At 57.1% G+C, this 23,631-nt stretch carries 21 protein-coding genes; 8 read left to right on the top strand and 13 right to left on the bottom strand.

The annotated features are described in order from the left end of the window. Positions 1–219: 219 nt before the first annotated feature. Both B3759_RS12710 and B3759_RS12705 read left to right on the top strand, forming a co-directional pair. Complete coding sequence (locus tag B3759_RS12710) at positions 220–1,677, top strand: amino acid permease (RefSeq protein ID WP_291366299.1); 1,458 nt, start codon at positions 220–222, stop codon at positions 1,675–1,677. Between the two features lie 283 nt (positions 1,678–1,960). Beyond that, complete coding sequence (locus B3759_RS12705; protein ID WP_291366297.1) at positions 1,961–3,277, top strand: hemolysin family protein; 1,317 nt, start codon at positions 1,961–1,963, stop codon at positions 3,275–3,277. Positions 3,278–3,290: 13 nt separating this feature from the next. Here B3759_RS12705 and mutL read toward each other — a convergent pair whose 3' ends face one another. Next, positions 3,291–5,168 carry a DNA mismatch repair endonuclease MutL gene (gene mutL, locus B3759_RS12700; RefSeq protein WP_291366295.1) on the bottom strand — a complete coding sequence of 626 codons (1,878 nt, stop codon included), beginning with the start codon at positions 5,166–5,168 and terminating at the stop codon, positions 3,291–3,293. Between the two features lie 80 nt (positions 5,169–5,248). On the opposite strand from mutL, the gene B3759_RS12695 reads away from it, so the two are divergent. Then, on the top strand, positions 5,249–5,722 hold the full coding sequence (locus tag B3759_RS12695) for a YaiI/YqxD family protein (protein ID WP_099349141.1): 474 nt from the start codon (positions 5,249–5,251) through the stop codon (positions 5,720–5,722). Positions 5,723–5,808: 86 nt separating this feature from the next. Here the strand turns inward: B3759_RS12695 and B3759_RS12690 are convergent, their stop codons facing one another. Further along, positions 5,809–6,822 (bottom strand): glycosyltransferase family 4 protein, encoded by a 1,014-nt coding sequence (locus B3759_RS12690; protein WP_291366292.1) that lies wholly within the window; start codon positions 6,820–6,822, stop codon positions 5,809–5,811. 99 nt (positions 6,823–6,921) lie between these two features. Further along, positions 6,922–7,812: a UDP-2,3-diacylglucosamine diphosphatase gene (locus B3759_RS12685; protein ID WP_291366290.1), complete on the bottom strand. Its 891-nt coding sequence runs from the start codon at positions 7,810–7,812 to the stop codon at positions 6,922–6,924. Positions 7,813–7,974: 162 nt separating this feature from the next. Between B3759_RS12685 and B3759_RS12680 the strand changes: the two genes are divergently transcribed. Continuing rightward, positions 7,975–8,847, top strand: a complete 873-nt coding sequence (locus tag B3759_RS12680) for a diacylglycerol/lipid kinase family protein (RefSeq protein ID WP_291366288.1) — start codon at positions 7,975–7,977, stop codon at positions 8,845–8,847. Positions 8,848–8,879: 32 nt separating this feature from the next. On the opposite strand, the gene B3759_RS12675 is transcribed toward B3759_RS12680, so the two are convergent. Genes B3759_RS12675 through B3759_RS12665 form a run of 3 tightly spaced genes read right to left on the bottom strand, consistent with a single transcriptional unit; the run spans position 8,880 to position 11,640 of the window. After that, entirely contained in the window at positions 8,880–9,917 is a 1,038-nt protein-coding gene (locus tag B3759_RS12675) for an alcohol dehydrogenase catalytic domain-containing protein (protein WP_291366286.1), read from the bottom strand. A gap of 30 nt (positions 9,918–9,947) precedes the next feature. Then, complete coding sequence (locus B3759_RS12670) at positions 9,948–10,868, bottom strand: polyphosphate kinase 2 family protein (protein ID WP_291366283.1); 921 nt, start codon at positions 10,866–10,868, stop codon at positions 9,948–9,950. 16 nt (positions 10,869–10,884) lie between these two features. Continuing rightward, positions 10,885–11,640, bottom strand: coding sequence for an SDR family NAD(P)-dependent oxidoreductase (locus tag B3759_RS12665; protein ID WP_291366281.1), 756 nt, complete (start codon positions 11,638–11,640; stop codon positions 10,885–10,887). 107 nt (positions 11,641–11,747) lie between these two features. Between B3759_RS12665 and B3759_RS12660 the strand changes: the two genes are divergently transcribed. Further along, positions 11,748–12,350, top strand: coding sequence for a YqgE/AlgH family protein (locus B3759_RS12660; RefSeq protein ID WP_291366279.1), 603 nt, complete (start codon positions 11,748–11,750; stop codon positions 12,348–12,350). A gap of 72 nt (positions 12,351–12,422) precedes the next feature. Here the strand turns inward: B3759_RS12660 and B3759_RS12655 are convergent, their stop codons facing one another. From B3759_RS12655 to B3759_RS12645, 3 genes are read right to left on the bottom strand one after another with little or no spacing between them, the layout of a single operon-like run. Then, entirely contained in the window at positions 12,423–12,656 is a 234-nt protein-coding gene (locus B3759_RS12655) for a DUF6587 family protein (protein ID WP_291366277.1), read from the bottom strand. Continuing rightward, positions 12,653–14,515: a ferrous iron transport protein B gene (gene feoB / locus B3759_RS12650; RefSeq protein WP_291366275.1), complete on the bottom strand. Its 1,863-nt coding sequence runs from the start codon at positions 14,513–14,515 to the stop codon at positions 12,653–12,655. The genes B3759_RS12655 and feoB overlap by 4 nt, the downstream gene beginning before the upstream one ends. Before the next feature lie 3 nt (positions 14,516–14,518). After that, the gene (locus B3759_RS12645; protein WP_291366273.1) at positions 14,519–14,758 is read right to left on the bottom strand and encodes a FeoA family protein; all 240 of its coding nucleotides are present in this window, start codon (positions 14,756–14,758) and stop codon (positions 14,519–14,521) included. A gap of 170 nt (positions 14,759–14,928) precedes the next feature. Here B3759_RS12645 and B3759_RS12640 point away from each other — a divergent pair, with 170 nt between their 5' ends. From B3759_RS12640 to B3759_RS12630, 3 genes are all read left to right on the top strand, one after another. Continuing rightward, positions 14,929–15,852, top strand: a complete 924-nt coding sequence (locus B3759_RS12640) for an SMP-30/gluconolactonase/LRE family protein (protein ID WP_291366271.1) — start codon at positions 14,929–14,931, stop codon at positions 15,850–15,852. Positions 15,853–16,121: 269 nt separating this feature from the next. Further along, positions 16,122–17,945 (top strand): translational GTPase TypA, encoded by a 1,824-nt coding sequence (gene typA, locus B3759_RS12635; protein ID WP_291366269.1) that lies wholly within the window; start codon positions 16,122–16,124, stop codon positions 17,943–17,945. A 293-nt stretch (positions 17,946–18,238) separates the two neighbouring features. Continuing rightward, on the top strand, positions 18,239–19,414 hold the full coding sequence (locus B3759_RS12630) for a mechanosensitive ion channel family protein (protein WP_291366268.1): 1,176 nt from the start codon (positions 18,239–18,241) through the stop codon (positions 19,412–19,414). Positions 19,415–19,749: 335 nt separating this feature from the next. On the opposite strand, the gene B3759_RS12625 is transcribed toward B3759_RS12630, so the two are convergent. The 4 genes from B3759_RS12625 to B3759_RS12610 all read right to left on the bottom strand — a co-directional run bounded on the left by B3759_RS12625 (position 19,750) and on the right by B3759_RS12610 (position 23,526). Continuing rightward, on the bottom strand, positions 19,750–20,919 hold the full coding sequence (locus B3759_RS12625) for a hypothetical protein (RefSeq protein WP_291366267.1): 1,170 nt from the start codon (positions 20,917–20,919) through the stop codon (positions 19,750–19,752). Next, positions 20,892–21,338 (bottom strand): hypothetical protein, encoded by a 447-nt coding sequence (locus B3759_RS12620; protein WP_291366265.1) that lies wholly within the window; start codon positions 21,336–21,338, stop codon positions 20,892–20,894. Before B3759_RS12620 ends, B3759_RS12625 begins: the two co-directional genes overlap by 28 nt. Positions 21,339–21,858: 520 nt before the next feature. Further along, positions 21,859–22,620 carry a DUF4145 domain-containing protein gene (locus B3759_RS12615; protein WP_291366263.1) on the bottom strand — a complete coding sequence of 254 codons (762 nt, stop codon included), beginning with the start codon at positions 22,618–22,620 and terminating at the stop codon, positions 21,859–21,861. 267 nt (positions 22,621–22,887) lie between these two features. Beyond that, positions 22,888–23,526 carry a hypothetical protein gene (locus B3759_RS12610; protein ID WP_217420039.1) on the bottom strand — a complete coding sequence of 213 codons (639 nt, stop codon included), beginning with the start codon at positions 23,524–23,526 and terminating at the stop codon, positions 22,888–22,890. Positions 23,527–23,631: the final 105 nt, after the last annotated feature.

The raw sequence follows: 23,631 nt of genomic DNA, 5'->3' as shown, positions 1-23,631 counted from the left end.
TCCGCCAACGAAGACTGGAAAAAGCGATGCAGATCCGTCTCGCTCATATTGAAACTCCCTGTCCCAGAGCCACTCATCACAAAGCAGGTAGCCCCGAAACCGGACGCCCAACCCGAAACGTACCTTGCTGTTGGCGTGGTTGTAGCCTTTTCATGGACGGAAAACCACACCTCGCGCATAGATGGTCTGCATAGAGACGTTTCAAGGACAGCCTTACCCATGCCTCAGCCGCCCCGGCCCAGCTCATCATCCCTTTTCCGTCGCAAACCCATGAATGCCGCCCCGGAAGACAGTGGTCTGAAGCGTGTGCTGGGTCCGGCCACTCTGGTCGCCCTTGGCGTGGGCGCGACCATTGGTGCCGGGCTGTTCTCGCTGACAGGCATTGCGGCAGGCGACAATGCGGGTCCAGCCGTGACACTGTCCTATATCATCGCCGCCATCGCCTGCGGATTTGCCGGTCTCTGTTACAGCGAACTGGCGGGCATGATTCCGGTCGCCGGAAGCGCCTACTCCTATGCCTATGTCACGATGGGCGAACTGATCGCGTGGATCATCGGCTGGGATCTGGTGCTGGAATATGCCGTCGGGGCCGCAACGGTCTCGGTCAGCTGGTCGGGTTATGTGACCTCGCTTCTCGCCGGATGGGGCATTCATCTGCCGGCGCGCTTCACGGCCTCACCGTTCCAGACCGTTCATCTGGCGGACGGCAGCACCGCCAGCGGCATCGCCAACGTACCGGCGGCCTTCATCATCATTCTCGTCTCCCTGCTGCTGATCCGGGGAACCTCCGCCTCCGCGAAGGTGAATGCAGTCATCGTCGCTCTCAAGCTATCGGTCATTGCGGCCTTTATCGGCTTCGGCATCCCTTGGATCGACACGGCCAACTATCACCCGTTCATTCCGCCCAATGACGGAACCTTTGGCCATTTCGGGTTTTCCGGCGTCATGCGTGCGGCCGGCACCATCTTCTTCGCCTATATCGGCTTCGATGCGCTCTCGACCGCCGCGCAGGAGACCAGAAACCCCAAGCGCGACATCCCCATCGGCATTCTCGGCAGCCTAGCCATCTGTGCGTTGGCTTATGTTACCTTTTCCTTCGTTCTGACCGGAATCGTGAACTACGCCGACATGGCTGGTGACCCCGCGCCAGTCGCCACGGCCATCGACCGAACCCACATCACCTGGCTTCAGATCGCCATCAAGTTCGGCATTATTGGCGGCTTTACCTCCGTGCTACTGATGCTTCTGCTCGGACAGAGCCGCGTCTTTTTCGCGATGTCCCGTGACGGCCTGTTGCCCGCACTGTTCAGCCGGACTCACCCCCGCTTTCACACGCCGTGGCTATCCAATCTGTTCTTCATGGTGCTGACAGGGCTGCTGGCCGCCTTCCTGCCGATTGCCGAACTGGGCCACATGACGTCCATCGGCACGCTGCTCGCCTTCATTATTGTCTGTGCTGGCGTGCTGGTGCTCCGCCGTCAGGCTCCCGATGCCGAGCGAAAATTTCGCGTAGCGGGAGGGCCTATCATTCCCCTCGCCGGTATCCTGTCCTGTCTGGTTGTCATGGTGTCTCTGGACGGCCTGACCTGGCTTCGACTCTTCGTGTGGCTTGGGATTGGTCTGGGTGTTTATTTTCTTTACGGACGCCAGAAAAGCAGACTCGCCAGAGCGGACTGATCCAGCGAGACAAATCATGATCCGGTATTGAAACGGTCCTTAACCTGAGAGAAGGGTCTTTTTACCGGATCAAGTACACCTTTTAAGCTAGAGTGGCGTTTCTGGTGGTGGTGTAGTGCCAGCGCTCTTACTATTACCGACAGGTAAACAGCAGACCGGCATTGCATAAAAACGACATCGCCTTTGAAAGTATGCTGGAAATTTCCTGCGCTGACGCGATATACACCAGCATCAGGCCGCGCTTGACCAAGGCACGGCTCCCATAAAAACATCGGTTGATCCCGTGCTGCTTCTCCTGATGGGCGTCCTTGCCGTCGTCCTGCTGATTGCCATCAACATCCTCATTTCTCTATCAGAAATCTCGTTCGCAGCCGCGCGCGATGTCAGACTGCGATCCCGCGCCGAAGCCGGGGACGAACGGGCGACGGTCTTCCTCGCCATGCGCCGCAACAGCGGTCAGGTGATGACCGTGCTTCAGATTCTTCTGAACGCGGTTGGAATCCTCGGCGGTATCGTCAGCTCCGATATGCTGACCCCGCCCCTTTCAGACATTTTCAGAAGCTGGGGACTCAGCAACGCCTCCGCTGACAGTCTCGGCGCGACAGTCAGCTTCATATTCATTACTGGCACATTTGTCGTTTTCGCCGATCTGCTCCCCAAGCGCATCGCCATGAACGCGCCAGACCGGATCGGGCTCGCCATCGGGTGGTTCCCCTCCACAGCGCTGCATCTGCTCTATCCGTTTGTCTGGGTGTTCTCCAAGATTTCCGATGCACTACTCCGCGCCCTCAAAATACCGGCAGCCTCGGCAGTCGAACCCGTCACGCCGGAAGATCTGCGCGCCATTCTCGCGGCCGGCACCGCCTCCGGTGTGCTGCTGGAGCAGGAACATCTGATGATCCAGAACGTGCTGGGTCTTCAGGATCGTGCCGTCAGTTCCGCCATGACGCCCCGTGACGAAATCGTCTTTCTCGATGTGCAGGAAACGCCCGACACTCTGCGCAACAAGGTCCGTCACGACTCCTATTCCCGCTACCCGCTCTGCAATGGCGGCCTTGATCACGTTATCGGTTCGGTGCGGATCGAGGATATTTTCGTCGCCTCAGCCGATGAGAAAGGCGCTCTGCCGCTTGGTCGTCTGCGCCGCGATGTGCTGTCCGTCCCGGAAACGCTCAACCTATGGGACACACTCGCCCAGTTCGACGCCCACGGCGCAGGCTTTGCTCTGGTGATCAGTGAATACGGACTGGTCGTCGGCCTGATTACCTTCAAGGACATCATGGGCGCGCTGATGGACGGGTTGGCGACGCCGTTTGAGGAGCAGCTTATCGTTCAGCGTGACGAGAATTCATGGCTGATCGACGGCGCAGCCCCGATCGGCGATGTCATCCGTGAACTCGGTGTAGCCGACCTGCCGGACAGCAGCTCCTTCGACACGATCGCGGGATTTGTCATGCATCGTCTCCGTCGCATGGCCCGCAAGGCGGATCATACAGACGCTTCCGGTTTCCGCTTTGAAGTGGTCGATGTCGAGGGATTCCGTATCAACCAGTTGCTCGTAACACGACTGGTTCGCACGGAAGAACCCGAGACAGCCTGACGGTTTCTTCGCTTTACCGACGCCGGAACAGCAGCTCCAGATCATTGCGTGTCAGTCTCACCCATGTCGGGCGCCCGTGCGAACAGGTGCCCGCACGCGGCGTTTCCTCCATGCGACGCAGCAGCGCGTTCATTTCCGGAATGGTGAGGCTACGGCCCGCCCGGATGCTGCCATGACAGGCCATGCGGGCGATCACCGCATCCAGCTTTGCATCCAGCGTGGGCGTTTCCTCAATACTGGCGAGATCATCCGCGTCCAGTTCCTCCGCCAGATCCCGCAGCAGATTCACGGCTGAGGCATTACCGAGCAGCGCAGGCAGGGAGCGGACCAGCACTGCTCCATTACCGAATGGCTCCAGATCGATTCCGAGTTTCGACAGCGCATCGGCGCGTGACACCAGCAGATCCGCCTGACTGCGGGACAACTCCACCACATCCGGCACCAGCAGACATTGAGCGCGGATAGTGCCGGAGAGAAATTGCTCACGCAGAACCTCATGCGTCAGCCGTTCATGCGCGGCATGCTGATCCACCAGCACCATATTATCGTCGGCCGTTACGGCGATGATATAGGTACTTAGCACCTGCGCCACAGCCGCACCGAGAGGATGATCTTTTTCCAGTCCGACTGCTGGAGAAATGGTGCCAGTCTGCGGATCGTCTGGCTGCACAGGTGAAACAGGCGACTGATTTCCGGTTTGCACACCATCCGGCATCACAGCCGATCGGTCTGAAACAGGCGGTTCCGGGGCAAAAGTGCGGGCTGCGGGTTGAGCGCCCAGCGCCAGAAATGGCTCGGCAAATCCCTCCGAGCGCGGCGCTTCCGGCGGATAGACGATGCGGGCAGGACGTGGCGCGGAAAAGCCGGGTCGGACGCCCGCCGTTCCCGCTCCCAGTCCAAGCGCCCGCGTGATCGTGCCGATCACCAGTGATCGCACCCCGGCTTCATCGGCAAAACGGAGTTCCGTCTTGGCGGGATGAACGTTCACATCGACCTGCTCATAAGGCAGCGACAGGTTGATAACCGCGACAGGATGACGACCGGACTCAATGACACGGCGATACGCGACGCGGATGGACGTACGCAGCAGCGGATCGACCACGGCGCGACCGTTGACCAGCATGAACTGTCCGGCCGTCGTCGGTCTGTGAACGGATGGACTACATGCAAAGCCGGACAGCTTCATGTCGCCGCGCACGCCATCCAGTTTCAGCAGGCCGTCCGCATCTTCAATTCCGAGAAGTGCTGCCGCCCGTGTTTCCAGCATTTCAGAGGGGCGATCAAGGATGGTGCGTCCATCCACTTCCATGAAGAACGCCACATCGGGAGCCGTCAGTGCCAGACGACGGACCGCTGCTTCCGCGTGCGATCCCTCCACCCGGGCGCTCTTGAGAAACTTCCGACGGGCGGGCGTGGCGAAGAACATATCTTCGACCAGAATCGAGGTGCCTTTTTCTCCTGAGCAAGGCTCTGGAGGAGAAATCTCACCACCCGCGACATGGATGCGCCAAGCGCAGTCACTGTCCGCCTTACGGGAGGTGATGGTCAGACGTGCCGCAGCCCCCACGGACGGCAGGGCTTCACCCCGGAAACCAAGAGTGGCGATCCGCACCAGTGTCTCATCGGACAGCTTTGATGTGCAGTGGCGTTGCACGGCCAGCGCCAGTTCATCAGGCGTCATGCCGACGCCATCGTCCGTGACGACAATACGATCAGCGCCACCATTGACGATGGCGACACGGACACGCTGCGCCCCCGCATCCAGCGCGTTTTCCACCAGTTCCTTGAGGGCCGCGGCAGGGCGCTCAATCACCTCACCGGCGGCGATACGGTTGATGACGGCATCGGAAAGCCGACGCAGGACTGGCTGGAAAAGGACAGGTTCGGACATGCTGAAAGCAGTTTAGCCCATTCGACGCGGTGACGGAATCACGCTTTACCTCGTGGCCACGATAAGGCACGACGAGGCTCATGACCCGTATCTATATTGATGCCGATGCCTGCCCGGTTAAGGACGAAACCTACCGTGTGGCGGGCCGCTACAAACTGCCCGTCGCGGTTGTCTCGAACCGCATGATCGTGATTCCTGACTCGCCGCTCATTGAGCGCGTCGTGGTGGAAGCAGGACCGGATGTCGCCGACGACTGGATCGCGGAGCAGGCGCAGGAAGGCGATATCGTTGTCACCGGCGATATTCCTCTGGCGGCGCGCTGTGTGGAAAAAGGCGCGAGCGTAATTGACTCGAAGGGAAAGATCCTCGACGCCAACTCCATCGGAATGGCGCTCGCCATGCGCAATCTGATGACCGATCTTCGTTCTGCCGGAATGGAGACGCCCGGCGGCCCCTCGTTCAGCAAGACCGATCGCTCACGCTATCTTTCTGCGCTCGATACGCTGGTGGTGCGTCTGCGGAAACCACGCTTTCGGATTCCTGTCGCGCCGTAAGGTGTATGGGACGCTTCCTGTCCCGATTTTACGATCTTGAAATCCTGTCTCTGACGAGACCACCGGACAACAGTGTTCAAACAGACCTAGAACGGTACAAGCGTATTCTCAAACATGTCCGCACAGGTCTCCCATGTAAACCGTTCCGCATGGGCGCGACAGGCGGCACGATCACCCTTCAACGCCTGCAGGCAGGCAGCGCGCAGATCATCATTGACGGCGCCGACGCACCCTTCCGCACCGGCCAAAATGTCCTTTGGCCCTGTCACATCATAAGCAGCGACCGGCGTGCCGCAGGCCAGAGCTTCCAGAACCACCAGCCCGAACGTATCCGTGAGGCTTGGAAACACGAACACATCGCCACCCGCATAAGCCGCCGCCAGCGCGCCCTCTTCCAGTCGTCCCGTAAAGATCGCCTGCGGAAAATTCTTTTCCAAAGAGGCACGATGCGGGCCATCGCCCACAACAACCTTTGTGCCCGGCAGATCGAGAGACAGAAAAGCCTCGATATTCTTCTCGACCGCCAGCCGCCCGACATGAATGAAGACCGGACCTGAAATGCCCAACTCAGCCTTCCAGTCCCTGCGCGGTTCCGGTGTGAAACGTGCGAGATCGACACCCCGTGTCCAGGGCGCCACACGAATGAAGCCACGAGCAGACAGGTCTTCACGCAGACTGGCGGTTGCGGCCAGCGTGCCCTGCGACCGATTGTGAAAGCGTCTCAGCAGCGCATAGGCTGGATTAAGCCCCCAACCCAGACGGGCCTGAACATATTCCGGAAAACGTGTGTGGTATGAAGTGGTAAATGGAACACCATGTTTACGTGCCCAGCGCCATGCTGCCCAACCGACAGGGCCTTCGGTGACAATGTGCAGAACATTCGGTCTGAAAATCTTGACCAACTCTCTGAAACGCCGACCGGGATTGAGAGCGAGTGGTATTTCCGGATAACTCGGACACGGGATGGTGCGGAAACGATCCGGCCCGATGACCTCCACCTCATGCCCTTTCGCTCTGAGCATGTTGACGATGGTGGTCATGGTGCGCACGACGCCATTGACCTGTGGCATCCATGCGTCCGTCGCTATCAGTATTCGCAAGCCAGACCTCATTCAGACAGAGGATAACTTTGGTTTTCAGAATTCTATAGACTTGGAATGAGACTCTCAGGTCTTGAGCACACGATGCAGGAGAACGGTTCAACCGGGCTCCCGGACCGACGTCACGCTCACAGGGCTTTCCTCGTTCCGACGGGAAATCATGTTCTCTGGCCAGCGAAATCTGCTACCGACCGTTGGCACATCCCGGGCCGGAGCAGGCGTCTTACGGCTCCAGTCAATCAGCGAGAACTGGCCGAGCCTGTCCTCGACAAGACCGGTACAGCTTTCCACCCAGTCGCCTGTATTCATGTAGCAGACGCCATCGATTGTCCGGATTTCTGGACTATGGATGTGGCCGCAGATAATACCATCCGCGCCCGCCTGTCGTGCTTCCTTGGCCAGCGCTTCTTCAAACCGGTCAATGGCTTTGACTGCCCCTTTGACCTGTCGCTTTGCCCACGCAGAAAAAGAACGATACGGCAGTCCCATCCGACGCCGTACGCCATTGATCCAGCGGTTCAGCACAAGAGCTGCCGTATAGGCCTGATCACCCAGAAGCGCGAGGACCGGCGCATAACGCACGACACTGTCAAACTCGTCACCGTGCAGGACCAGATAGTGCTTGCCATCAGCGGCGACATGGTCTGCGCGTGGCAGCAGACGGACGCCCGCCACTTCCAGATTCATCGGCAGCCAGCGACGAAACATCTCGTCATGATTGCCGGGAATATAGATTACATCCGTCCCGTGACGGGCCATGCGCAGGATAATCTGCAACAGTTCATCATGATGATTATCCCAGTACCATGACCGGCGCAGTCGCCATCCGTCGATGATGTCACCAACCAGATAAAGCTTTTCGCAGGAAATGGATTTCAGGAAATCGGCTGCGAGCGCCGCCTGACTTCCCCTGGTTCCGAGATGAATATCGGACAGAAACACCGCACGATAGGGTGTTTGCCCGGCGAGGGAAGTATCAACAAAACTCATGGCGCTCCGTCCCGCAGGAGGTCTGCCTTCGTGTAGAGCATCCCCGTCAGCGGCTACATGACAGTTCCATGATTTCTGGAAAACCACGGTGTCGGATCATGGTGCTCCTGCGTTGATCAGGCGAAATTGAAAGTTCACCGCACGCCAGGAAAGACCGACCGCATGTATGTCATCCACAACCCCACCGCAGGCCGCAGGAATACCGGCCGGTTGTGGAACGTGCTCGATTGCCTCGCCAGTCACGGTATTCCCCTGAAGATTCTTGAAACGCAATATGCGGGCCATGCCACGGAGCTGGCCCGCACGGCGGTTCGTCAGGGCGCGGATATGGTGGTCGCGGCCGGAGGGGACGGCACGATTGCAGAAGTCGTCGCTGGCATGATGCACTCTGACACGCGCCTCGGGATCATCCCTCTTGGCACGGCGAATGTCCTTGCTCACGAATTCAATCTGCCTTTCGCACCGAAAGCACTGGCGGCCGTGCTCGGCTCGGATGGCGGGACACCTCTCTGGCCAGGAATCCTGAAATCATCTGATCATTCAAGACTGTTTGTGCAGATGGTTGGCGCTGGCTTCGATGCGCATGTCGTGCATCATATCGACCTTGGCACAAAGCGCCTGCTGGGTCGGGGCGCTTATGTGCTCCAGACAGTGCGGGAACTGCCGCGTTACCAGTTTCCCTCGCTCTGCGTTCGGGCCGATGGCAAGGAATATCATGCAGCCAGTGTGATTGTGAGCAAGGGTCGTCTTTATGGCGGCCCTTACCTGCTGTCATCGGACGCCCTGCCCGGTGAACCCGGTTTTTCCGTCACGCTTTTTGAACATGGTGGTGTTTCTTCCGCCCTGATGGCGGGAATTTCTCTGCCGCAGGGCAAGATGGGCAGTCTGCCCGGCGTGCAGACTGTGCGCGCCTCTCACATAGAAATCACGACACCGGAAGGATTACCCGTGCAGGCGGATGGAGATCCGGCAGGCATACTGCCGTTCGAGATTATGGATGCGGCAGGACCGGTGGTGCTGGCGGCGGGTGGATAAAGATTGATAGTCTGCGTTGTTTGCGAGGCTTTTCAGGGAGACAGAACAATTCTCCCATCCAGCCCTCCCTGTCGTGTTTTCATCAGGGCAGTATCGAAGGATTCCAGAGGTAGAACTTCCGAGATGGGAGAACGCATGACGCCGCGGGCCAGCAGTTCAATCGCCTCATAAAGATCATCAAGGGTCGAACCCACCGACCCAAGCAGCGTGATTTCCCGCACAATGAAATCGATGGGATGAAACTGAAAAGCGTCAGTCGTGTAACCAAGCATCACCATTCGTCCACGACGACGCAGCATATTAAGAGCGCTGCTCATCGCCGCCTGCGTGCCGAGCAATTCGAAAACAACATCAGCGCCCTCGCCGGTCAATTCCCGCACACGGCTTGCTACATCAGGCGTTTCCAGCACATCAATGATATGTTCCGCTCCCATCTCCAGTGCAATCTGCGCTCGTGCGCCGCCGCGTCCGACAGCAATGACCCGGCCTCCCGCCTGACGGGCATATTGCAAAAGAGCGAGCCCTACACCGCCAGTTCCATTGATAACCATCCAGTCCCCCGGATGGATGGCCGCCATACGTCCCGCATGCACTGCCGTGGAGCCCGCACACCCCATGGTCGCTGCCTCGGCGAGATCGACATGCTCCGGCACAGGCACGCAGTTTTTCACGGGAACAGTAATGTATTCGGCATAACCGCCATCACTTGAGAAACCCGGTTGGGCCTTTGGTTGCGGACACAGATGATCGTCACCTACTCGACAATAACGACATCTGCCACAACCGACATAGTAATACACAACGACTTTGCGGCCTTCCCACGTCTGGTCCACGCCTGCACCGCAGACATCGACCGTGCCGGCCATTTCATGCCCGACCGTAAAATCCCTTTTACCGAGATCCAGCAATCCATCCTGAATATGCAGATCCGTGCGGCACACGCCACAGGCAGCAATTCTCACACGGACTTCCCCTGCTTCCGGCTCAGGGATTGAGACAGCCCGCAAGACGAAGGGCCGGTCCGGAGAGACAAGCTGTACAGCTTTCATCGTCATGGATGAAGGAGACATGGGATCACCTACGGGTTGGCAAGGATGAATTCAGCCAGCCTCTTTGCTGAGTTCATCCTTGTAGGCGTCAAGGCTTTTCATAAGGCCCGGTTCAATCACCGGAGGCTTCTGCTTCAGATCTTCCAGTGCGCCGATAATGGTTTCTATGATCGCCAGACGGGCATACCATTTATGATTGGCCGGGATCACAAACCAGGGCGCGTAATCGCGTGCGGTATGGGTGATCGCTTCCTCATAGGCGTTCTGGTACTGATCCCAGAACTGTCGCTCCCTGACGTCGGACGAAGAGAATTTCCACCTTTTGTCCTTGACGTCCAGACGGCTGAGAAGACGCTTTCTCTGCTCATCCTTTGAGATATTGAGAAAGAATTTCAGAACAACAGTGCCCTGCCGCGACAGATAGTGTTCGAAGTGCCGGATATCGTCAAAACGCCCCTGCCAGAAGGCAGGCGTGCCGACCTCACCGGGCAGATGCTCACGCTCCAGAAGCTCAGGATGAACGCGCGTCACGAACACATCTTCATACTGGCTGCGGTTGAAGATCACGATACGTCCGGAAGACGGCGCCAGAATATGGATCCGCCAGAGGAAGCCATGCAGAAGTTCCTGTGGCCCAGGCTGTTTGAAGGACGCGACCGACACACCCGCCGGATTCACACCCGACATCACATGCTTGATGGTGCCATCCTTGCCAGCGGCATCCATGCCCTGCAGCACGATCAGCATGGAAGAAGCGCTGTTGGCGTAAAGCAGTTCCTGAAGATCAGAGAGACGCTTCTTCGCCTGTTTCAGCAGCGCCTTGCCCTCCGGCTTGGTCAGCCCCAGTCCGGCGTCATCGGTAGGATCGTAATCCTTCAGACGAAATGGTTTTGATGGATCGACGCGATAACGCGTGGTCAGGATGGAAAGATCTTCCAGAGTAAATTTACTTTCGGGAGCAGTCGTCGTCATCGCGATATGTCCTTTTTCAGTCCAGATCCCGGACGACCGACAGACCACCTGACGCCTGACAGACCGGCATCATCTCGATACGGTTGATGTTCACATGCTCCGGCAGCCCCAGAACCCACGCAACGGTCTCGGCAATATCCTCGGGCAGAAGAGGTTTCGTGCCGCGATAGACTTCTGCGGCCTTCGCATCATCACCCAGACGCACATTGCTGAACTCACTGCCCCCACAGAGGCCGGGCTCCAGATTGGTGGCGCGCACACGGGTGCCAAGCAGATCGGTTCGCAGGTTTCTCATGAACTGCGAGACAAATGCCTTGCTCGCGCCATAGACGTTTCCGCCCTTGTAGGGATACGTCCCCGCTGTGCTGCCGATGGACACGACGTGACCATGGTTGCGCTCGACCATGCCGGGCAGCAGCGCACGGGTGATCTCGACCATGCCCGAGACATTCGTCCCGATCATGCGCTCCCAGTCGTCGATATTCGTCGTCTGCGCCGGGTCCATGCCAAGCGCCAGACCAGCGTTGTTGATCAGCACATCGACCTCACGCCAGCCCTCCGGCAGTTCGGTGGGCAGGCCCCGCAGCGAATCCTTGTCCAGCATGTCCAGCGCCAGAGGGAGAAAGGCGTCGCCGAGAGAAGCCTGCAACGCGTCGAGTCTTTCGGCGCGACGACCGGTGCCGATCACCCGGTAGCCATCCTTTACGAGCCGTTCGCTGATGGCCCGACCGAACCCTGCTGTCGCTCCTGTCACAAGAACCGTGTCCGTCATCGTTCAGTTCCTTCTCTCTTCTGGGTGGGGCGCATTAGCCCCCTTCTGCCGCCAGCTTGTCAAATGGCTCGGTTGTCAAATGGCTCCCGTCGCACCATATCTGGAGCATGCAGTTTTTACAGTCTGATACGGTCGCACCCTGCGGCGCCGAAGAGTCACTCGCAGGCCAGCTTCTCATCGCCATGCCGTCCCTTGCGGAATCCGAGTTCGATCGGAGCGTGATCTATCTGTGCGCGCACTCGGCGGACGGCGGTGCAATGGGCATTGTCGTCAACCGTCGCATCTCACAGCCGGGTTTTGATGATCTGCTGCTGCAACTCGACATCGCCCCGACCCCGCCGCGTCGTCGCATCGGCCTGTGCGCGGGAGGTCCCGTTGAGGCGGGTCGCGGACTGGTGCTTCATTCCACCGACTGGGACGGCGACGGCACTCTGACCGTCAACAACGATATTTCCCTCAGCGCCAATCTTGAAGTGCTCAAGGACATTGCGGCCGGAGACGGTCCCCGCGATGCGCTGCTGGCGCTTGGCCATGCAGGCTGGGAAGCCGGACAGCTGGAAGAGGAAATCGCCCGTCACTCGGCGTGGCTGGTGGCCCCGGCTTCAAGGGAGATTGTGTTCGGGGCGGATCACGCGGCGAAGTGGCGCAAGGCTCTGGCGGCGATCAATATCGACCCGCTACGGCTGGCGTCCTTCACCGGGAGTGCGTGAACGCTCTTCAGGGCTTTGCCCCGAACCCCGCAAAGGAACGCAGTCCCTTTGATCCCGATTTTTCATCTTCCGTCAGTGGCAGCCACCGCCCTTACTGTCACACCCCTTGCATCCCCCACATCCACCGCGTGAACCCGCGTTGGCTCGTCCAGCCACAGCCGTTTGCAGGGCTGAAGGCGCATGGACTGTGCGCAGGACTGATCCCGTGCTTTTCCACAGTTTCTGCGTCACGGAAGGTGCAAGGCGTCCGAGCCAGTAAAGGGCGCAGACCAGAACCAGCAATCCAACAATCAGGCTTTCAATCATGACGGCCCCCATCCCATCGCCAGCGCAAATCTCCATGTGAGAAATGCCGCCAGATAGGCCAAACCGAACAGATAACCAGCCGTCTGAAAGACGACCTTCCAGCCGCCTGTCTCACGCCGGATGACGGCCAGAGTCGAGAAACACTGCGGCGCGTAGACATACCATGCCAGCAGTGACAGGCCCGTCGCAAGACTCCATTGCTGCGACAGGATCGGGATCAGTTGCGAAGCGGCGTCATTGTCCACACCGCCGACGGCATAGACCGTCGCCAACGCACTCACCGCCACTTCGCGTGCCGCCAGCCCGGGGATCAGCGCCACGCAGATCTGCCAAGTGAAGCCTAGAGGCGCAAAGACTGGCAGCATGAGGTGCCCGATCCAGCCCGCCAGACTGTAATCAATGGCCGGGCCGGTTGCGCCCTCTGGCGGCGCAGGAAAGCTCGACAACGCCCAGAGCAGCACACTGAGCGTGACGATGATGCTACCGACGCGTGAGAGGAAGATGACGGCCCGCTGCCAGAGTCCCAACGCCACATTGCGCAGGCTCGGCCAACGATAGGCGGGCAACTCCATGAGCAGCGGATGCTCTTCCTGAGCACCACCCCGTTTCATGACCCACGCCACACCCAGCGCGCTGAGGATCGCCACCATATAGAGCGCAAACAGCACCAGCCCCTGCTGATTGACTACACCACCAATGGAACGCCGGGGGATGAAGGCCGCGATCAGCAGGGCATAGACCGGCAGACGGGCCGAACAGGTCATAAGCGGTGCCAGCAGGATGGTGACAAGCCGGTCGCGTGGATTCTGGATGGTGCGCGTCGCCATGATGCCCGGAACGGCGCAGGCGAAGCTGGACAGCAGCGGGATGAAGGAGCGCCCGGACAGACCGGCGGACGCCATGATCCGGTCCAGCAGGAACGCGGCGCGCGGCAGATAGCCGGACTCTTCCAGAATCAGGATCCAGAGGAACAGGATCAGGATCTGCGGCAGGAAGACGACCACGGTGCCGGCCCCGGCGATGATCCCATCCACCAGCAGACTGCGGATCAGCCCGTCCGGCAGAAGCTGGCGGATCATTTCGCCAAAGCTGGAAACACTGGCGTCCACCGCATCCATGACCGGCTGCGCCCATGAAAAGACCGCCTGAAACATGACAAACATCAGGGCCAGCAGAATCACCAGCCCCCAGACGGGATGAAGAATCCAGCGATCAAGCCGGTCTTCCAGCGCCTCGGAGGCAACGGCGGGGCGGGATGTGCATTCCGTGAGAAGTCGCCGCACAGCCGCATGGATCTCCCCCTGAGCAGCCGCCGCAGGAGCCGGTGGATGCAACGGAGGATGATCCAGGAGGGCCAGAAGATCATCCGCGCCATTTTTCCTGACTGCCACAACGCCTACGACAGGCGCGCCCAGTTCAGCGGACAGCCGAGGCAGATCGATTTCCAGCCCTTCCTTTCGGGCGGCGTCGAGCATGTTGAGAACGATGATCGTCGGACGCCCCAGAGCGCAGACTTCCAGGGCGAACCGCAGATGCAACCGCAGATTGGTCGCATCCAGAACGCAGATCAGCAGTTCGGGCGCAGGCTCTCCCTTGTAACGTCCGGCGCAGACATCGCGGGTAACAGCTTCATCAGGGCTGGTGGCGGCAAGACTGTAGGCACCGGGCAGGTCCAGCAGTCGGACCGGTCTTCCCGCAGGAGTTGTAAACCGCCCTTCCTTGCGTTCAACCGTGACGCCTGCATAATTTGCCACTTTTTGCCGACTGCCGGTCAGCAGGTTGAACAGCGAGGTCTTGCCGCAATTGGGGTTACCAACTAGCGCCGCCCGGAGCGGCAGGGTCTCGATCAGCGCATCCATGATTTATGGAGCATCCCGCAGAATGATACGGGAGGCTTCCGACCGACGGAGGGCAAAGCGCGTGAACCCGATCTTCACAGCCAGTGGATCGCCGCCAAAAGGCCCGCTGGCTACAATACGCAGCGGCTCACCCGGAACGAAGCCAAGCTCCCCCAGTCGCTGCGCGACGGCGTCCGCCGCCCCACGATGGTCGATATGATCGATAATGGCGTCGATTCCAGCCGGAAGCTCGTCCAGGCGCATGCACAAATCCTGTCAGCCAGTGCTGTTGTGATGTTGCGAATGATACCTATTTCCTATTCTTGCCGCTGTCCACTTTGGTGTCAGGCGGATGGGAGACAGGTAGGCAGGCGACGCATCGCTGCGTGGCAACTTTTCCTCCTTTCGCCCGTTACCAGTCCGGAGGCATGCCGATGACCGCACACATTCCCGTAGACAGAATCTTTCAGGCTACGGAAACACACCTCAACGAAGTCGTCAGTGTCTGGGATCTGAAGGCGAAACTGGGCGAAGGGCCGATCTGGAGCGAAACAGAATCCGCCTTCTATTTTGTCGATATTCTCAGTTGCGCCCTGCATCGCTACCGCCCCTCCGACGGCATGCGCTCAACCTGGCATGTACAGCGTCGTCCGACCTTTCTTGTGCCCACACAGGACGGCGCGCTCATCTGCGGTATGGAAGATGGTCTGTATCTTTTCGACCCGGAAACCGGCCGCACCCATCCGTTCATCCCTGTTGAACAACACCACTCCCGCACACGCCTGAACGACGCTCATGTGGACGGGTCAGGACGGCTCTGGTTCGGCACGATGGACGACGAGGAAGAGCTGCCCATCGGCTCTCTCTACAGCATGGAGGGAGGCGATGTGGCCCTGCGTCGGCATCATAGCGGCTACACGATCAGCAACGGCCCCGTTATGTCTCCAGATGGCCAGACTCTCTATCACTGCGAGTCGGCACAAGGCGTGATCTATGCCTTTGACGTCACACCGAACGGGGATCTCGCAGGTCAGCGGGTTTTTGCTGAAGTCAGCAATGGCGCGCCGGACGGGCTGGCAATGGACAGCAGCGGCACATTATGGGTCGGCGTCTGGGGTGGTCACAGGCTCGAACGCTTTGCCCCGGACGGGACACGCCTCGCACCGATTCCCGTTCCCGCCAGCAATGTGACCAAGGCGGCTTTCGGCGGTGACGATCTGCGGACTGTGTTCATCACCACGGCGCGCAAAGGGCTGTCAGCCGCCGAACTTGAAGCAGAGCCACTGAACGGCGCTGTGTTCTGCCTGCGCACCGAAACGCCCGGCATGCCACAGGGTCTCATGATGCTGCCCGGCTGAAGCATATTGCAGAAGTCAGACCGTTCTAAGGCCACCTGCGGAAAACGACCCTCTCTACGGGTAAGAAACCGGAGCGAAAACACAGTGAAACCGGCGTGACCCAGACAACCGGTCACGCCGGTTTCACGTCAAAGACGCGCTTTACCGCGAAGTTTCGCGTGCAATCCGCGCCGCCGCCCTCTATGGACAGCCGTTAACAGGTGTCCGCTGCGCGCTTGAAGCTGTCAGCGGCGGACATGTACGTAAAGAAAGATCAGGTCCGCCTTACGATGGATATTCGCAACATCGCCATTATCGCACACGTCGATCATGGCAAGACCACTCTTGTTGACGAACTGCTCAAGCAGTCCGGCTCGTTCCACGAACATCAGCAGGTTGCTGAGCGTGCGATGGACAGCAATGACCTTGAGCGCGAGCGTGGCATCACCATTCTCGCCAAGTGCACGTCCGTCGTCTGGAAAGACACCCGTATCAACATCATCGATACACCGGGCCACGCCGACTTCGGCGGCGAGGTCGAGCGTATCCTGAGCATGGTGGACGGCGCGATCGTGCTGGTTGACGCCGCAGAAGGCGCGCTGCCGCAGACCAAGTTCGTGGTCGGCAAGGCGCTGGCCCGTGGCCTGAAGCCGATTGTCGTCGTGAACAAGATCGACCGTGGCGACGCCCGTCCGGACGAAGTCCACAACGAGATCTTCGATCTGTTCGCCTCCCTCGGCGCGAACGACGAACAGCTCGACTTCCCGATGCTGTATGCTTCCGGCCGTCAGGGCTGGGCGGACACGGAGCTGGACGGACCCCGCAAGGACCTGTCCCCGATGTTCGACCTCGTGCTGCGTCACGTCCCGGCTCCGAATCTGGACAAGGACAAGCCGTTCGCGATGGTTGCGACCATCCTCGAGTCCGACAACTTCCTCGGCCGCGTGCTGACAGGTCGCGTCGAGCAGGGTCGTGCGAAGGTCAACATGCCGGTCCGCGTGCTGCGTGAAGACGGCAGCGTTGTCGAGACAGGCCGTCTGACCAAGCTGCTCTCCTTCCGTGGCCTCGACCGCGTGCCTGTGGATGAGGTCGAAGCCGGTGACATCGTCGCTGTCGCGGGTCTGTCCGAGGCCACCATTCCTGAGACAATCGCTGCTCCGGAAGTGACCGAAGCCCTGAAGGCTATTCCGGTCGATCCGCCAACGCTGTCCATGACGTTCCGCATCAACGACGGCCCGCTGGGTGGTCGTGAAGGCAAGAAGGTCACGTCGCGTCAGATCCGTGACCGTCTGTTCAAGGAAACGGAAAGCAACATCGCCATCCGCGTGACGGAAAGCCCCGAGAGCGAAGCGTTCGAGGTTGCCGGTCGTGGCGAACTTCAGCTTGGCGTGCTCATCGAGACGATGCGTCGCGAAGGCTTCGAGCTGACCATTGGTCGTCCGCGCGTGCTGTTCCAGACCAACGAAGAGACCGGCGAGCGTGAAGAGCCTTACGAAGAGGTTCTGATCGACGTGGACGAGCCTTACTCGGGCGTCGTGGTCGAGAAGATGTCGCTCCGTAAGGGCCAGATGCAGGACATGCGTCCGTCCGGTGGCGACAAGGTGCGTCTGACCTTCCTGATCCCGTCACGTGGCCTGATCGGCTATCACGGCGAGTTCCTGACCGACACGCGCGGCACGGGCATCATGAACCGTCTGTTCGCGGGCTATCAGCCTTATGCAGGCACGATCGAAGGCCGTCGTAACGGCTCGCTGATCTCGTCTGAAGACGGTGCGACCACGCAGTATTCGCTGTTCTCCCTGCAGGACCGTGGCACGCTGTTCGTCGGCGCTGGCGAGAAGGTCTATGTCGGCATGATCATCGGCGAGCATTCCCGTGAGAATGATCTCGAAGTGAACGCTGTCCGTGAAAAGAAGCTGACCAACATCCGTGCCGCTGGCAAGGACGAGGCCCTGCTTCTGGTTCCGCCGCGCAAGATGAGCCTCGAGCAGGCGATTGCCTACATCGAGGACGACGAGCTGGTGGAAGTCACACCGTCCGCCGTGCGTTTGCGCAAGCGCTACCTAGACCCGCACGAGCGCAAGAAGAACGAGCGTTCAAAGAAAAACGACTGATAGAACACGACTACAGGGGGCCAGACGACCATGTGCGTCTGGTCCCTGAAGCGTTCTGAACGCTTCCAGAAGGAGGGGATTACTCCCCTCCCCGTCTGACCTCCGGAGCCGGGCGTCATGCCCCCATTCAGAATCGGGTCGGAACTTTTCGCCTGTTTCTGCGCTCCTGATACGGGCTGCCCACAGTCCATTCGAAACATAATCGACAGATTCTTCGGGCAAAACTGTATGCTGTGCCCTGCTGATGGCGTTTGGCCATCTGTTTTCCTGCGCGAAAGGATGAGGACGAGCCTTTGAAACAGACGTTTTTTTCAACCCTCCTGGACATTCAGGGGTGGTTCGACTGGCTCCCTCCCACCATCGCCTCCCTTTTCATCCTCTTCGCCCTCGGAGCCGCTGCTGCGTGGGTCGCAGGATTTATTCTCAAGCGCGGTTTTGCCCGCGTACCGGGAAAAAAACGACCGGGCTCCTTCATCCGCACCAGCGCCACCATCCTGCGGCATCCCGTCCAGTTGGCCGCGGCATCGGTCACCATGATTCTGGCGATTCCAGCTCTGGAAATCTCCACCCGGATCGTGGGGCCGCTTGCGCATCTGCTGGCGGTCCTGATCGTGTTCGCCGTGGGGCTCAGCCTCATACGCTCGGCCCGGCTTGCCTGCTCTCTCTACATTGAGCAGCTCGACGCCTCCGGTGAGGAACACGAGGAAGACATTCTGGGCAGAAAGCATCTGACGCAGGTCAGGCTGCTTCAACGCATTGCGGAAATCCTCATCGGGTTGCTGACTGTCGGCGCGGCGCTCATGACGTTCGAACCCGTCCGGCAATATGGCCTCAGCCTGCTGGCTTCTGCCGGCGCAGCCTCCATCATCGTCGGTCTTGCTGCCCGGTCCGTGCTGACCAACCTCATCGCCGGCGCGCAGATTGCCGTCACCCAACCCATCCGCATGGGCGACATGATCTCCTTCGAAGGCGACTGGACATGGGTCGAGGAAATCAATGCGACGTTTGTGGTCCTCCGGGCATGGGACAAGCGCAGGCGGATCGTGCCGCTCTCCTACTTTCTCGATAACCCTTTCGAGAACTGGACCTACAACTCCGCCGAACTGACCGGCGCGGTCTATCTCTATCTCGATTTTCTGGCGCCCGTGGACATCATCCGCACCAGACTTGCTGAAATTGTTGAAGGATGCCGTGAATGGAACGGCAAGGATTTCAGCGTGCAGGTGGCTGACTCAACGGATCGGGTGATCATGCTGCGTATCACCGCCGGAGCCCGGACAGCCGTGCGAAGCTGGGATCTACGCTGCGCCATCCGGGAGCAGATCATCGTCTGGATCCGCGAAAACTGCCCGGAAGCCTTCCCGCAAACCCGCTTCTCGGCTCATGACTCGTCGCCCGAAAACCAGCCTGCACCGTATCGGATGCAGGCACGCCTGCCGGATAATCCGGGGGGTATGTTCTCTCTGTAATTTGGCGTGTCGAGGCTCTTTGAAGCTTTTTGGAAAAAGCTTCACCAAAAACTTTTTTATGATTTACGGGTGGTCGGTTTGAGGACAGTTGCTTCCTGTCGATCTCATCTCCATTGAGTTGACAGTCGGTTCTGGGGGAGGGCGGTATGTCAGCTATTGGAAGGCATGAACCAATAGCCGGACATTCAGATGAATGATTTAACGATGAATTCACATATCTCATTGGTCTCTACATTGTAGAGATTGGCTCCCTAAATGCAGACACAAATCATATACATATAAGGCGGCAATTAGCGATTATAAAACTGACCGGATGTGGTGCTTGCAACGATAATTCATATTACGATTATCTCTACGCGATCTCGAGTGACTGCAGTCGCAACCCGCTGATAGCGCTTTGAATTCTGATATCCGCGAGTTGAATATACAGGCTCCTCTATAAGAGAGTTCCATTTTCCAGATTGCTGTATAAAAACGGCGTCATCAGTCTCCGCTATCACCCCTCCCAACATGCTAGACATGGATAAGACCCGTCCGGGTGGACCTTGGCGGGATGGGGTCAATTCAATAGGGCCGAGATTAAACTCGTCTCCCATCAATTTAACGCGACAACAGTAACCTTCTGTATTAAATTTCCAAATGGTTTTGTTAAAAAGAAACATCCCCTCGATACTATCTTTTTCAGAAAAACTATTTATTTTATTGCTTATTTCTTCACTCGGATTTTTCGATATTTTAGTCAAACTGTATTTCTCATCAAGGTGAGAAAATTCACTGTCTATTGCTTTCGTTGATTTTTCGTCTTCTAGGGTCGCATCAAAAATCTGCACTTGATTGCGACGGGAGAGATTTGTTATTACTCGACCATTAAGAGCGACCCCATAAGAGCTTTGAGTAAACAGATTGAGCTGAAACTCGCTAACTCGGTCTTCTAAATCCGCTCCAAATCCGATTAAACCACCTGCAGGTCCACATGCTGCCCCAATAGCACCAAAGCGGCAATGGAAAGCTCGTGCCGGAAGATCGGAAAGCTTTCGATTATTAAGGCGATTCCTCGCTATTGAGCCGCGCTTTTCCTGCGACGAGCCTTGGCTCGCAACAGTAAGTTGAACAGTGCTAGTATCGGTTCCGACATATGCACATCCATAGTAAAATTTCACATCTAGTAAGCTACGAAATTCCAACTCACGCTCGAAAATATAAGAAAATCTATCGATATCAGCGGCAGACACATCATATCTCCCACCTGTTTTGCGAAGGTCTGTGACTTGCGAATATAACTCGTCGTTCCCTGTCTTGATTAGACGATTATCCGAGAATAACGCTCTCGCGGCTGCCCCTTCCCCATTCAAACACTCATTACAAAACGCAGCGATATCGAACGCTCTCACGCTACCATCAATGGCAAACAACCATAGAAAATCAAAATATAAATATGCCTCGATGAATGTTCCATGCAGAACTAGACGTTTTCCAATCATATCTTCCCCTTTCGCATACGGCATGCGATGAGATCATCGATAATATTTTTAGTCTGCCACTCTCTGATTAGCTGTTCAGGAATCTCATAATTTTCATCGTCTCTCGGCGAGACTGGGTATCCATGCCACGGACCTGGGCGGTTGGAGCATTCAGGGAAGAACGCTACGCGTTCTCCATTAGCTCCGACTTTTGTAGCTGCTCCGGTACTAGTCCACCAAAGATTGCCGGCGCCATCCATCCATTGAGCAAAGTCGCTCTCATCAAACGCGATAGGCTCTTGGCTAACCGGAAAATCAGAATTCCATATAGTCTTGCCTCGTTTGTATCCAGAATGTCGATGGTAGTTCATTGATTTATAGCTTAAACCACCCTCGGGGGTGTTGCTCTGACGACGTGTGTAACCAAAAACGATTCCATCACTTTCACTGCGTAAGAAGTTCATCTACTCCTGCCCATTATATATCTGAGATATTTTCCATCTTCTCATTATGATCGAGTTCAACACTAAATGTCGGTGGTCTTAACTTATAACTGAAGACAAACAACCAAGGCCTCAAAGTGACCGTTTTGTGCTATATCTAGTTGCTGTACAAAATATGACTGATTTGCATTGCATTGATCAAACTCCAAAATGGGAACTTCCGCTGCCTACTATATTATACAGCGTGGCTTTAAAATCGACTATGTCTGCTATGTGAAAATCAGTGCGACTGTTCGAATGGCCGACAAGAGGGCGATCACAGCCTACCGCCCCGCTGTCTCACTGGAGAGGACAGGCAGATCAAATGGAGCAATGGACGGGGCTGTGGTTCTGCGCGAAGGCGCTTTCAGATCAGTGTGGTAAAACGGGACACAACAAGGGCCAAGTCGTTCCCCGTCATTTTGCCGTAGAGATTTCTGCAAATATCGATCATGTTGTAAGAACAGCTGGTATCGCTGTCGGATCTACATTCTCGATATAGCTACTTCGCTTCCACCTTTTTCTTCCTTCGAGAGGGCTTCGGCGGCACCGTTCCCTTCACTTTTAGGGCTTCTTCGTTCAGCCTTTTACGGCGGACCGGCACAACAAATGCCTCATTGATGAAGTGCTCTAAGACATCCATCATTGTTGCCAGATCCGCTAGCTGAGGCAGCCATCCGCGATGAGCTGATGCGCTTCCAGCATCAACAATCACCTCGAGCCGTTCCTTGTCCAACGGACCAATATGCTTTCCATCCAAGAGAGCATCCAGCTTTTGGCCAAAACCCAGAGTCGGATCAATCCCGAGTAATTCACTGGCAATATCATACACGGTCCGGATGCCGATTGCCGCTAGCATCCTTAAATCATTATTGAGTGCGCCATAAAGCTCTTTGAGAGGTGCATGTAAAACTCTCATATTCTCCGCGTCAACGCCATATTCGGACATCCACTCTGGCTCTTTTCTCTGAGAAAGCGCGGGCCAATATTGGATAGTCTCGACCATCGTTGTAATTACTTCACCAGAGCCGTCTGCAGAGTAGTCCTGATCGTATTCCTCAGAATTGGTGTCTACAGTTTTTACAAACACGTTCTCGCAACCTCGACATTCCAAGATATACCAGACGGTCTGACTCCAAAAATGTTCGTCGTCATAGCTTTTTGTGTGCTTGCCGCGAATGTCACAGTTGCGCACCCCGCCGCACTTGCTGCATTCCGCCTTGTGGACGATTGGTTTGGAGGTTGACAGGGAAGGATCAATCATTTCGGCAGTCTCGCCTAGGAAACGTCACCTTACAAGGCTTCGGCGTTTCAAATGTCAAAAATGGATCCGAAGTCGATATCCAAGTTATAGGAACCGAAATACATGCCAAAGGCAGTCATACGTATTCCAGCCTCATTCTGCCATACTGCCCCCCGCTGCACGTCCGGTTTCGGGGAGTTGCATATTCTGATTAAATGACTGAGATGAGGGCGATTATTGCCTATCTTCTTGAAGCTCGGTGAGTAGACAGGCACTCAAGGAGTGTATTCAACCCCCAGAACAGTTATGTCCAGCCTTTTTAAACATGGGAGGTCCTGACTGCTCAAGAATATTAAATATTTTATCGATCCAAATAGCATCTAGCCGCACACTCGCAGTCCAACCCAAGCTCTCGATCTCTTCTATTTTTATCTGTTGCGAGTTAGGAAACGTAAACAATGTCGGCCACTCTTCGTAAAGTCGATATGCCTGTTTCGTCCTCCCATGTTTCAAGATATTTGTAAGGTCTGCGACATGTGTCAGATCAGGATGCAATACGAAATCAAGACGCAAGGCGGCCTTTTCAATATTTTTGAACCCCCTGGGATCTTTCTCCGCAGGAGCGGCGATACTGAACGCTTTGCACACGGCTCGTTCCCATGTGTGGTATGCGTTAACAATAAATAATTTTTTTATTAGCTGCTCATTTTCTTGTGCCAGCGCCTTTCCAATTGCATTAATTATTAAATTGAAGTCGAAAGAAGCTCTTTTAGGAGCATCAATCTCTGTAGAGGAGAGAGACGTCGCTTGAATGTCGAGCGGTTGGATCGCTTGTTGAAGACTCTGCCGAAGAAATGTCAGCGAAAAATGGTAGGCCAAACATTGGAATCTGGGGGGAATGTCGAGTTCCGAGAGAGTGTCGAGCATGGGTACCACGCGATCATTGTCGGGTTGTGCTCATTACCGTCCGCTTTTGGGTGGTGGCAGGTCAAGCTACATATGTCTCGAATGAGGGCAATTCTGTTGAAAAAG

Source organism: Acetobacter sp. UBA5411 (assembly GCF_002409645.1).
In the GTDB taxonomy this organism is placed as follows: Bacteria; Pseudomonadota; Alphaproteobacteria; order Acetobacterales; family Acetobacteraceae; genus Acetobacter.
This window is presented reverse-complemented; position numbering and strand designations above follow the sequence as displayed.